The following is an 11257-nucleotide window of genomic DNA, read 5'->3' on the forward strand; positions in this document are numbered from 1 at the left end:
GAACTACCCATTAGCCGCTTCCACAAATTATGTTGATTTTAACCGCCGAGCTGAGAAAGCTTAATAATGAGTATTCAAACAAAATTGAATTTATAACAAATTTTCAAATTTTCCGAAGTTCAAAAATTAGTAATTATTCAGAATTAAGAAGTGGAATTATTGCGTCCAATTAAGGATTTAATCGTTTCCAGCAACTGCTGATTGGAGGTGCGGGATTTGACAAGTGCCGCAGCCACTTGATGCGCCGCCTCCATACCAATTGTATTGGCAGAGAAAACGACGGCGGGGATGGAGGAACAAGTCTGGTTGTGGAGATCCGCTAGCAATTCTAGACCAGAACCATCCGGTAAACTGAGGTCAAGAATCACTAAGTCAAAAGTTTTAGAAACTAGCTTGTGTCTTGCCTCATCAAGATTCTTAGCTGAATCAATTTCGGCTATATTCTGCAAAATAGTTGAGACGACCTGAGTTAAATCCGGATCGTCCTCAACATACAAAATATTAGGCTTACTGTCTGAGTGCTGCCGAACTGCTTGCCGGACTGCTGCCATCAACCGCGCCTGATCGATTGGTTTATCCAGCCAGTCTATCACCGGCAACCCACCGCCGCTGAGTTGTTCGCGCCCCTGTTGTGCTTTGGCAGAAACAACCACAATCGGTAGACTTTGGGTATTTTCATCTTCCCGCAGTTCGCGGATCAAGGAGATGCCATCTTGACCGGGTAGCGCTAAATCTACAGTCATCGCTGCATAGCAGTTTTGTGCCAGAAGCTGCTTGGCTTGCGCGGCATTATAGGCGATGTTTACGCTTAAACCTTCTTGTTTTAGCATCAGCGACAGCAGAGTGGCAATATCAGGATCGTCTTCACAGATGAGGATGGGGAGAGTTTCCGGTGAGTTGGAAGTCGTAATTTTCGATATCAGTGCTTCGTGCCATTCAGGTAAATCGAAGTAGAAGGTAGTCCCGACATTAGTTTGAGTTTCAAAACCAATATCTCCTCCGAGTTTTTCGACGATTGCTTTGCAGATACTTAAGCCTAAGCCAGTTCCTCCCTTTTGACGGGTATCGGAGGAATCCGCTTGGGCAAATTTCTGAAAAATCCGGGGGCGAAAGTCTTCGGGAATTCCACAACCCCAGTCGGTAACGGCAACTCGAATGAAAGAATTAGGGATGAGGGATGTAGGGCTTTGTCCTTCCCGAAGGGTGGGATGAATGAGTTGATCGGTTGAAAGCTGAGATTCAGAAGCGATGACTTCCACCGCCGAATCTAATTTATCCTTGGTTTTTGCTGTTTCATGCTTCTGGAAGCGGGAAACGGAGAGGGTGATGGTGCCATTGGGGGGAGAGAATTTGGCGGCGTTGGAGAGTAGGTTAGTCAGTACCTGTATCAGGCGATCGCGATCGACATTCACCTGAACACCGGGCAACCCAGACTCCAATACCAACTGCACCCCATACTGTTCGCCATAGCCACGGTTCGCCTCCAGCGCCTGTTCTACGAGTGGCATTAGTTCCACCGGATTGAGATGAAAATCCATTTTGCCGGATTCAATCTTTTCAATATCTAAAATGTCGTTAATTAGGAGAATCAGACGCTCAGTATTTTTATGAGCAATATTCACTAACGCCTTTGCCTCATCTGGAATTTCACCCGCCACGCCTCCAGAAATTAAACTCAAGGAACCGCGCACCGAAGTTAGCGGCGTCCTCAATTCATGGCTGACGATGGAGACAAATTCGTTTTTCAGTTGCTCCACCTCCTTGCGCTCGGTAATGTCGCGCACGATTGCCAGCACTTCATCCCCTCCGTTGACAACAACGCGAGCTTCATAATCGCGCCCAGAGCCTTGTCCCATTTGGTAAGCGGGATTCAAGGGAGCGAGCAGTTGATATTCAAAGACTTGTATCTCGTTAGTAGACAGCGCTTTGGCTACATAATGCAGCATCTGCTGCGCTACCTCGGTTGGCAAAATCTCCTGCACAGTTTGACCCATGACTCGATCGGGACTGAGCGCCCGAACGTCATTTTTAGCCGCTTTGAAGTCTAGAAAGGTGCCATCTTTGCGGATGCGAAACATCGAATCTGGGATCGCGTCGAGGAGGGCGCGAGTTTTGGCTTCGCTTTGGCGCAGGACTTCGCTTTGGCGGAGTGCTTCCTCTGCGAAGATGCGTTCGGTGATGTCGGTGGCGACGCCAATTGCGCCAGTCACTTCGTTGTTCGCGTCTCGTAGGGGCGAATAGCGCACCTCGAAGGTCAATTTGCCCATTTTTACCAGTGATGTCAAGGCTTTGTCGGATAGCGCTTGCCGAACATCTTCGAGAATTTGGGGGATGTGGCGGTACACGTCAAAGATGGATTGACCGACAACCTCACCCGCTGGCAATCCCAAAGCATCCATTCTCGCACCTTCTGAAAAGCTAATGACACCCTGACGATCTAAGGCAAATAGAAGGATTGGCGCACTTTTTACCACAGTCCGCAGACGTTCCTCGCTATCGCGCAAGGCAGTTTGAGCAGCTTGCGATCGCGCAAGTTCCGCTTCCACCTGCTCGAACAAAGCGGCTTGTTGAATGGCGATCGCTATCTGCACGCTCAGTGCCTCTAGCAGTTCGACTTCCTCAAATTGCCAGTGCCGCGACGATCGACAGTGATGGGCAATCAGCAGCCCCCACAAGTGTTCTCCTTGCAAAATCGGCACGACTAAGTTAGCTCGCACCTGCAATTGCTCCAGCAATTGGACATGACACGGCGCTAAACCCGCTGTGTAAATATCATCAATCACTCGGATTCGACTGGATTTATATAAGGGTGCGTGTTCGTTTTGAAAGCAAGTGTCCTGAATATTGATGCCTAAAGTTGGCATCCAACCCTCACCCACCGACTCTACAATGACACTGCCACTCCAATCCGGCTCAAAGCTGTACAGAATCGTCCGATCTGTCTGAAGAAACTGCCGCACTTCCTCTGCGGCGGTGTTGAGGACATCCTCCAGCTTCAAGGATTGGCGGATACGCTCTTGCATGGCTCCTAAGAGCTGCTCTCGTCGCAGAATTTGCCGTAAAACTGCTTCAGCGTGCTTGCGGGCTGTAATGTCAGTGTGAATCCCAATCAACCCCACCACATTGCCATTGTCATCGGTAATAGCGTCAGCTCTTAGCAACACTGATAGGGTGCGATCGCTACGAGTCCGCATCTCGACTTCACCACTCCAGCAGGAGTTGCCTTGGGTGATGGCGCTGATGACTTCACGAGCAATATTCGGATCGCAGTAGCGGATGCTTGGCCCTCCAGCCGCATTTATTTCGTCTGTGGTGTATTCAAATAATTCCACAAACGCCTGATTGTGATATAGGGACTGCCCTTTGGCGTTCGTAATGATGATGGCATCGCTGGCATTTTCAACGGCTTTGCTAATGCGAACGAGCTGTTCTTGGGCTTCCACGCGGTCGGTGATGTCAGTCTGTACGCCGACGAAGTTTGTGAGTTTCCCTGCGGCATTCTTTACTGGCGCAATTCGCAGTTCATTCCAGAAAAGGGTTCCATCTTTGCGGTAATTCCGCAAGATGACATTGCACTCTTTTCCCTCCCGGATTGCCGTTCGCAACTCGGCGATAGCGGGTTGCTCTGTATCGGTTCCTTGCAAGAAGCGGCAGTTGCGCCCTAGGACTTCGTGGGAGTACCCCGTCATTTCCTCGAAACGGGGGTTGACATAAATCAGGGGATTGTCTGGCTGGTTGGCGTCGCTAATGACAATACCATTCTTGCTAGCAGCGATCGCGTTCTCCAACAGGTGCAGGTGTTCCTCTAATTGATAGCGCTCGGCGATCGCTTCTCTCAACACAATCAATCCGCCGATTTCACCTGTGCCAGTGCGCCACGGCTGTACTTCCCACCTTACCCAGTCCACAGTCCCATCAGTACGGGGTAAAGATTCTTCAAACTTCTCTATGCCTCCCGCTAAACAACGCTGATGGATTGCCTGCCAACGATCGGAAACTTCACTCTCAATTTCATAGTAAGAGCGCCCGATAATGTCCTCGCCAAGATTGCCCTCCGTCAGCCATCGATGACTGAACAGCAGGTAACGCATCTCGCGGTCGAACATCGCCACGGCTGCTGGCGCTTGCTGGATAAACAGTTGAAGTAGCTCTTGATTATCGGTGTAATTCATGAGTAAGGCTGGGGGTGAGCGTGAAATTAAAGTCACGCAGCTAGATACTTCTATTTCAAGGGTGCCCAAATGCAATCTTCAGCTATCATCTGCATCAATAAATCGCTTCTTCAGGGCGCTAGCAATACGTCTCAGTTAAGGTGTCGATCCCGCCTTAGCCCCTTTTTAAGCGGGTAAACTTCTCCTAGCCTCCCAATTTATCGCAGAGTTGAGGAGATCGAAATTGAGTGCTAGGGAGTCAAAACTCATGTCACCGAAAAACGAGCGGAAGCCCCTGGATGCGCGACATGGGGAGGTAAGCGATTAGCGGTTAAAACAGCCTGTAAATATTTTCTTTCATTGCAGTGATATCCTAAAAGGATGAAAAGCATCCTGAATATTAGCTGCAAACTTCAACCAACATCTGAGCAGGCGGACATGATTCAGGCAACCCTTCAGGCGGAGAGCAGATGCTTGCAACTACATCAATCAGAATGTTGACGCAAAACTGACAAACAACGTCAGGATTCAAACTCTTGTCTACGCTCAAGTCAGACAACAATTTGGGCTTTCTGCCAATCTTGCAGTTAGGGCAGTTAAGGTTATTTCAGCACTCGCGGCATAGCGATCGAAGATGAGAAACTGAAGCGTTTGTTGCGAGAGCATTTAGGGCACATTTTGATGGAGCCGGATTTTGATGCCATTACAATCCAGATTCAGCGTCAAATTGAATCCTTGGTTCCTCAAGCTTCCGGTAAGTCTTTGATCTCTGCATCTTTGCTAGCTTCACATATCTACATTGCTCAGGCAGCAGGGATTGAGGAGGCGATCGCTAAGGTCAAGACACAGCATCCCCAAGAAACAGGAAAATTGGAAGCGATCGCAGTTGGAGGTATTCTGGCACCCGATCAGGTAATCTCTCTGGATACAAACCAGTTATAACTTTCTCATCCTGAGAGAACTTCCCAGGATAAGCCTAACGGCTGAATTGAGCGGCAAGCGATCGCCTAAAACTCAAAACTAAAATATCATATTTGTCCGCTCCAATGATTTGTTATGCCTCGATCGCTTCTCAATTCTTAACTTTTGCGATCGCCTCAACCCATCCACTCTATGCTTTCTCTTATTCCAAAGATGAATAGCAAAAGTACTATAAGAAGCAAAAAGATTAGATTTTTCGATATTACTAAAGCAAACACTAAAATGCCCAAAGCGATAAAGAATATGTGATTTTTATTGCTATTTTTTGTCTTTTTCGCCCTGGTTAAAGCAATAATTCTGTCAAGTTCAGAATCTGACACTAAACAACCTCTCTCTTAAAGTATAGATAGTGAAATGTCACTGCATTAGCTTGGTTATCTTGGTTGACGCTATGTGATACAAGTTCCCATCCATCGACTCCAGCAGCATTCAGGAGGTTTGGAAGAGTAGGTACTTCCTCAGTGTTAGCCAACCATCCTTTCACTCTTTTTCCGTCGATATCAAGAAGATTTATTTCTTGTGTAATGCCACGACCTTTGAAATCAAAGCGAATATTCTTGTATTCAAATTTCTTTTTCATGATTTGACTCTTCAATAACAATACGCATAACGTTCCCGGTTAGCGGCTGCTAATAACCTTCGCAACTCCACCTGCAGATACTGGTAGTCCGCTGCACTGGGGTTGTTATGCAGCGGTGATAAATTTCCATTGAAGACTCGCCTATGGGCACAAGCGGCAATACTGCTTGTCAAAAGGATGAGATATGAAATTGTCCAGATACATATTGAGAAGAATGTGTCAAGATGAGTGTGTGTCGTTCATGAGAGGTAAGATATGGCGATCGGCATAAACAACTCGCTTCAGCGTATTCAACCAAGCTCAGCATCGGTCAAAGTCGAAGTTCTTGCCAAGCTCTATTTGGAAAGCAAGCCCGCCACGATTTCCGATGCAATGATCGCACAATTTTGTGATTGGCTCTGGGGTGAGTATCAAAGCTTACCATTGAATGTAGAGTTCTCATGGTATGAGCGTTATCCCAGTGTCGTAGAGATGTTTGCTGATATTAAGCAAAGTCACGTTTGGGTATCTGCCGAGAGTTATGACACGACACTAGGACTCAATCCTATCTATAACTTCATTTTTCAGGCAATACATGACAATGATCACTACCTGACTAACAGTGACTTTAGTCTAGAAGGGGAAATCGCAACCTATAATGCCACTGCCAAACGTGCGCCCAGTCTAGATATTCAGAAGATTCTTTACTCCGAAAGCGTGCTGCGATCGGCTGCCTATCTTTTTCTGGGACATGCGTCGATTGCCAAAATCGTTTTTCCGTAATTCGCAAATCTAAGGAGTAATCCGATGACTACAGCCTTACTGCCATTGAAGGCAACCGCAATTTGTCTAGCCGACATGATTGAATACCCCAAAACTGGAGTACAGCGCAAAACTTTACTGAAGGATGTGAGTTGCCAATACATGCTGGTGTCTCTGGCAGCGGGGACGGAGATTGCTGAACATGCGTCTCCTCGCAACACTACGGTGCATGTGATTGAAGGGCAGGGAATGTTAACCCTTGAAGACAAAGAAATTGTCCTGGAACCAGGAGTCTTTGTGTTTATGCCTGCTGCCACACCTCATGCCCTCAAAGCGATGGCAAACCTGACATTCTTGTTGATACTTTCTGAAGGATCTCTTGACTCTAAGCATTGACCTTTATGTATTAACTGTCTGACGGAGACAGAGAGGATCACTACGCTGCTTTTGCTCCAACTTTAGAGAAGTTGACCATGAAATTTTTGATTCGATCGCTCGGCGCAAAGCAGACTAGCAATACTGATGGTTGATGAGGAAATAAAAGTGTGAGAGATAGAATTTGTCTTTTGAATTTTTAAGAGGAAAATTGTAATGTTAGACATTGATGAAATGGGACAAGAAGAAATACGAGGCTTCCTACAGGAGGTAGGATTCGGTCATCTTGGCTATATCCACGAAGGAAAACCTTACGTGATGCCAATGCACTATTATCTCGAAGATTCAGACATCTATCTGTTCACAACGGTCGGCATGAAGACCCATGATATAGATGCAAATCCAGAAATCTGTTTGCAGGTTGAAAAAGTTGACAACCCGCTTCATTGGCGCAGCGTGATTGTGACGGGTCAAGCCGAGCGGCTCACAGAGCAACCAGACATCGATCATGCGAGGCAATTTATCCAAAAGCATAATCCAACGCTTTCACCTGCCATCAACCGAACGTGGATTGACGCTTGGGGACGAGCGGAAGTAGTCGTAATCTACCGCATTCACCCCAGCGAAATGAGCGGACGGACGACTGATGGAATCAGCAGTCAATGAAGATTTGAAGGATCAGGGTGGTTGAATACGGTTACTCAAGCCTCAAGTAGGCACGGAGAGCGGAAGAACAGGGTTATCTCACCACTCCCTCGCTTAACGATAAGCACCAGTACATAGCCTGGAGATGCTTTCTCCACTGATAACCTGAGCTGTATAACGGCTAAAGTGAGCGGCGACGAAAGAACTAGAACGAAGCGCGAAGACTCTGTACCGTCCGCTCCACTGAGTTGTTAGCCTGTACTGCGTAACGCTGGATTAGCGGTTACAACTCGTCGATTGTCACTAATCCGCCTTCTGTGAACTGAATGACAAGTTCTTGTTCGTCTAGCAAAGCAGTTCCGAGAAAAGGTCGCCTTCCTGTTGCAATGACCAAGACTTCTCGCTCAGCACCATCCCAAAGGACGATCGCTTCGTGAAGTAGTAGCAAGACTTCACTGTTATCTGCCAGATTTGCAGGAGTGTCGTGTCTAAAGGTCAAGCCCATCAATGAAACCGCTTCCGGAGGAAGGCACAATTCTCCTGTGAAACCTGTATCGATGACAAACTCAATCGGGATGCTTCAACCATTCAGCAGCAAGAATGTCAACGCGACCATTGCGTGTCTATTCGTCACAGTCCCAGAAATCACTTGTAGACCCGCTCCATGACACCACCAAACGAGACAGCAACATTATATCCAATACGAATCCCAAAGAGTCGGGCGTTTGGGTGCTTCTTGCTAAGGTTACGAGATGCTTGCAACCCTGTTTTATCGACTTCATAATCACCTGTCTCAATGTCGATGATGACCATCTTGCCAATGTTGTCTTCGTTCTCGACCTGTTGACGGATTCCATTCTCGTACAGTTGCTTTGCACGTCGCGCAACTTCTTCGCGGCTTAGCAGAATCGCTTGCATGGGCTGACTCCTGATAGCTATTCGGCTTGCGTAGACTTCTTTATAAGATTTTACAGGTCGGTAGGATAAGCTAATGCTCACCCTACTAGCGTCTGCAATTAGGGATTAGGGCGTAAGAATCGTAGCGATGCCTGTTGTAAGTTGATGACGATCGATTGCCCAGACGATGGGACAAAAGCTCTAAGATCTTGGCAAGTGACCCAACGCCCTGCACCCGTCGGCGTGTTGTCAGCTACAAGACAGACCCGATACGTCTTTCCTGCTCTGATCCTATCGGTCACGATTCTCCTAAACTCTCTCTCGCGAGTCACGTTTGAATTGAGAACGTTGATGTTTGCACACATTCCAGTTCGTTGATCTGCATTGACTACCTGGATCAGAGCAGATATTCAGATAGAGATCGCCATTTCCAGGTGTAACATCCCCAGGAAACTGGAAGACTGGAAGCGATCGCAGTTGGAGGTATTCTGGCACCCGATCAGGTGATCTCCCTGGATACAAATCTGTTGTGACATCCTCATCCTAAGAGAACTTTTCAGGATAAGCATAACGTTCCCCTTCAGCGGCGGCAGATAACCTTTGCATCACCACCAATATCTTGATACCGTCCGCTGCACCAGGCTTGTTAGATGGCATTTCACTTTTGCATCCCACGGAGAGCGATCGCTTGCTATGATTAGGCATCATACCAAACAATTATCGCTTTTACTCTATGTGATTGGATGAGTAGAGTCACAATTTCGATCTTTAACACAAGCGACCCAGACAGCATCGAGCCGGTGGACTGTCTCGGTGTGGTAATCAACAGCCCTGAAGATGTGGTATCTGGGATAACAGATCGCTCAGGTAGATTTCAAGCAGATCTATCTCCCGGAAAGTATTTTTTCAACATCATTGACTATGCATTATTCCCAACCACTGAAAAAGGAATTCCTTATCTCCTGGATTACCCGATAGTTGTTAAAGTCAACCAGGACTTAGTGATTAAGGCAGAAATAGACTCTAGCTCAGTGCAAACCGAAGATGATATTCCTGAATTGTTAATAGTGAACGTGATTGTAGTTGCATACCCCTCAACCTGATTTCAGACTTGGTTTTCAGCCTTTTTTAGGCTACATGTGCCAAATCTGTAAACAGCTCTAGTTCAACTGGATACTCAAAAACCAGTTGAGCAGACAACCAGGGATTGGCAGCGCGAACTTCATCATAGAACGCATCAAGTTTCCAGTCTTCCTCTTTATTAGTTCCCAAATATTTTGTGAGAAACTCCAGACGCTTTGTTTGATAAGAATCTGAGGCTTGTAAACCTAGTTGATCCAAAGCTTCCAACTCAGACAAGATTATCCGGTCAGACTCAAGGCAGGCTTGATAATCAAGGTAGTAGAAAACTTGATCTCTCGATTGAGTCTGTTTAAGCGCCCCGTGACGGCGAAGTGCATTAAGTCTCATTTGTCCTGCCGCTGCATCGTGGTGAGAAATGATCAACCTATCTAGACTTTGACTCGGTGCAGCAAGTGTATACTTGAAAGCTCTATCCAAAATATCCATCAAAGTTACAGCCTGAATGAGTTGATGATTGAATAAATTACAACCCAGAGCATTCAAACCAACATTACTGCCACTGTCGGCGCGTAATTCTTCATCAACACCTCTCATGAACGATGCAGATTCCTTGTTCTTATGATTCATAGGCTGACTACCAAGAAAATGAGTCATGTTGTGCAAACTGATCAAAGCTGCTTGAACCTCATTGGCATCTGAGAACTCAAACAGTTGGCGAATTTCTGCTAACTGTTCAGGCAGCCAAAATGGCTCTAAAGCGGATAGAGTGTGGTTGACTGACTGAGCAGTATAGGTATTTAACAAATAGCCAACACTTTCGATACAAATCTCTGGCGGATCTGGTAGGTATTCAGGAATAAAGTACGGAGGGTGATGAATATTGGTTGCCTTCACCGTATGCGCGCCCACAAACCGAGTTCTCACCATTCCAATTGGACAACCGGGGTAGAGCGTAGTGTTAAGACGAGCTAATTGATTAGGATCATTGATAGCTAAGCCAGATGCCATTGAGTTCTCCCTGACCAAAGCCACAAATCCTGACCATAAAACGGGATGGTTGTGCATGGCGGGGACAGGTGCGACAATGACTGGCTGTCGAATCTGTTCAAAATTCTGCAAATAGAGCGTTTTTAGAGACTCCCAATTATTGCTCCTCAAAGCATTTGCATTCTCTCGACAAACCTGAGCATCCCAGAAAGCGTGACGCTCTTGATCTAAGTGATAAGCCGCATGATCTAAACAATTGGCAATTTTTTCGCTTAGAACTCTCTCGGCTGCTTGATTTAGGCATCCATGCAGTTGAAGAGATTGCAGACGATTTGCTAAATCTACTGCCTCGATTTGGCAATTGAGAGCAGTACGACGAGAAGCGGACAAACCTTGAAGAGAAGTTGACACCTCTACCTTACAAAGAAGTTGTTTGCGAGAGGAACGTTTACCAGATTCATCTGACATAGCTCTAAGCTCCAGTGCCTGAACATGACACTCACAGCATAGTAAAACCGCCTTAGCAAGCTAGATGTGTGCTTTGCTCACAACTGATTTTACATTGAGGCATTGGATGTGTGAAATTAGCACATTAAGAACCTTGAGTGAACTAGCCCAAGTGCAATGTTTGCACACTAAGCATAAAAACTAGGGCATCATGGTCAAAAAACTTGGTTCAGAAACACTTATCGGGACTTAAACAATGAATTAAAACCAAATGAGTTATGATCCATGCCAGATAAGAAGTTCACGTTGAAAAATACCCATGAAGGAAACTACACCCGACGCAATGCCTCCATGCTTTGAGAAATGGTGC

At 46.5% G+C, this 11257-nt stretch carries 12 protein-coding genes; 5 read left to right on the plus strand and 7 right to left on the minus strand.

Going from position 1 to position 11257, the window contains the following annotated elements; genetic code table 11:
• Positions 1 to 143: 143 nt before the first annotated feature.
• Positions 144 to 4208 (minus strand): PAS domain S-box protein, encoded by a 4065-nt coding sequence (locus AC2VDX_RS00305; protein ID WP_486928068.1) that lies wholly within the window; start codon positions 4206 to 4208, stop codon positions 144 to 146.
• A gap of 624 nt (positions 4209 to 4832) precedes the next feature.
• Here AC2VDX_RS00305 and AC2VDX_RS00310 point away from each other — a divergent pair.
• Positions 4833 to 5093 carry a hypothetical protein gene (locus AC2VDX_RS00310; protein ID WP_486928069.1) on the plus strand — a complete coding sequence of 87 codons (261 nt, stop codon included), beginning with the start codon at positions 4833 to 4835 and terminating at the stop codon, positions 5091 to 5093.
• A 358-nt stretch (positions 5094 to 5451) separates the two neighbouring features.
• Here the strand turns inward: AC2VDX_RS00310 and AC2VDX_RS00315 are convergent, their stop codons facing one another.
• Complete coding sequence (locus AC2VDX_RS00315) at positions 5452 to 5712, minus strand: hypothetical protein (RefSeq protein ID WP_378172872.1); 261 nt, start codon at positions 5710 to 5712, stop codon at positions 5452 to 5454.
• A gap of 255 nt (positions 5713 to 5967) precedes the next feature.
• On the opposite strand from AC2VDX_RS00315, the gene AC2VDX_RS00320 reads away from it, so the two are divergent.
• The 3 genes from AC2VDX_RS00320 to AC2VDX_RS00330 all read left to right on the plus strand — a co-directional run bounded on the left by AC2VDX_RS00320 (position 5968) and on the right by AC2VDX_RS00330 (position 7494).
• Complete coding sequence (locus AC2VDX_RS00320; protein WP_378172869.1) at positions 5968 to 6474, plus strand: transposase; 507 nt, start codon at positions 5968 to 5970, stop codon at positions 6472 to 6474.
• A gap of 24 nt (positions 6475 to 6498) precedes the next feature.
• Positions 6499 to 6849 carry a cupin domain-containing protein gene (locus tag AC2VDX_RS00325; RefSeq protein ID WP_378172867.1) on the plus strand — a complete coding sequence of 117 codons (351 nt, stop codon included), beginning with the start codon at positions 6499 to 6501 and terminating at the stop codon, positions 6847 to 6849.
• Between the two features lie 195 nt (positions 6850 to 7044).
• A complete protein-coding gene (locus AC2VDX_RS00330; RefSeq protein WP_378172864.1) occupies positions 7045 to 7494 on the plus strand; it encodes a pyridoxamine 5'-phosphate oxidase family protein in 450 nt (149 codons plus the stop codon).
• Between the two features lie 262 nt (positions 7495 to 7756).
• On the opposite strand, the gene AC2VDX_RS00335 is transcribed toward AC2VDX_RS00330, so the two are convergent.
• From AC2VDX_RS00335 to AC2VDX_RS00350, 4 genes are all read right to left on the minus strand, one after another.
• Entirely contained in the window at positions 7757 to 8050 is a 294-nt protein-coding gene (locus AC2VDX_RS00335; RefSeq protein WP_378172972.1) for a clan AA aspartic protease, read from the minus strand.
• 68 nt (positions 8051 to 8118) lie between these two features.
• Positions 8119 to 8391: a hypothetical protein gene (locus tag AC2VDX_RS00340; RefSeq protein WP_378172970.1), complete on the minus strand. Its 273-nt coding sequence runs from the start codon at positions 8389 to 8391 to the stop codon at positions 8119 to 8121.
• A gap of 389 nt (positions 8392 to 8780) precedes the next feature.
• Complete coding sequence (locus AC2VDX_RS00345) at positions 8781 to 8906, minus strand: hypothetical protein (RefSeq protein WP_486928070.1); 126 nt, start codon at positions 8904 to 8906, stop codon at positions 8781 to 8783.
• 7 nt (positions 8907 to 8913) lie between these two features.
• Positions 8914 to 9078, minus strand: a complete 165-nt coding sequence (locus AC2VDX_RS00350; RefSeq protein WP_378172861.1) for a hypothetical protein — start codon at positions 9076 to 9078, stop codon at positions 8914 to 8916.
• Positions 9079 to 9113: 35 nt separating this feature from the next.
• Between AC2VDX_RS00350 and AC2VDX_RS00355 the strand changes: the two genes are divergently transcribed.
• Positions 9114 to 9473, plus strand: coding sequence for a hypothetical protein (locus AC2VDX_RS00355; protein WP_378172859.1), 360 nt, complete (start codon positions 9114 to 9116; stop codon positions 9471 to 9473).
• A 25-nt stretch (positions 9474 to 9498) separates the two neighbouring features.
• Here AC2VDX_RS00355 and AC2VDX_RS00360 read toward each other — a convergent pair whose 3' ends face one another.
• Positions 9499 to 10908, minus strand: coding sequence for a hypothetical protein (locus tag AC2VDX_RS00360; RefSeq protein ID WP_378172856.1), 1410 nt, complete (start codon positions 10906 to 10908; stop codon positions 9499 to 9501).
• Positions 10909 to 11257 lie beyond the last annotated feature (349 nt).

This window comes from Coleofasciculus sp. H7-1 (assembly GCF_057473865.1).

Coding starts and splice junctions, on each gene's coding strand:
- AC2VDX_RS00360 (WP_378172856.1), bottom strand. CDS start 10,908: ATGTCAGATGAATCTGGTAAACGTTCCTCTCGCAAACAACTTCTTTGT.
- AC2VDX_RS00345 (WP_486928070.1), bottom strand. CDS start 8,906: ATGTCACAACAGATTTGTATCCAGGGAGATCACCTGATCGGGTGCCAG.
- AC2VDX_RS00325 (WP_378172867.1), top strand. CDS start 6,499: ATGACTACAGCCTTACTGCCATTGAAGGCAACCGCAATTTGTCTAGCC.
- AC2VDX_RS00340 (WP_378172970.1), bottom strand. CDS start 8,391: ATGCAAGCGATTCTGCTAAGCCGCGAAGAAGTTGCGCGACGTGCAAAG.
- AC2VDX_RS00310 (WP_486928069.1), top strand. CDS start 4,833: ATGGAGCCGGATTTTGATGCCATTACAATCCAGATTCAGCGTCAAATT.
- AC2VDX_RS00330 (WP_378172864.1), top strand. CDS start 7,045: ATGTTAGACATTGATGAAATGGGACAAGAAGAAATACGAGGCTTCCTA.
- AC2VDX_RS00315 (WP_378172872.1), bottom strand. CDS start 5,712: ATGAAAAAGAAATTTGAATACAAGAATATTCGCTTTGATTTCAAAGGT.
- AC2VDX_RS00350 (WP_378172861.1), bottom strand. CDS start 9,078: ATGATGCCTAATCATAGCAAGCGATCGCTCTCCGTGGGATGCAAAAGT.
- AC2VDX_RS00320 (WP_378172869.1), top strand. CDS start 5,968: ATGGCGATCGGCATAAACAACTCGCTTCAGCGTATTCAACCAAGCTCA.
- AC2VDX_RS00355 (WP_378172859.1), top strand. CDS start 9,114: ATGAGTAGAGTCACAATTTCGATCTTTAACACAAGCGACCCAGACAGC.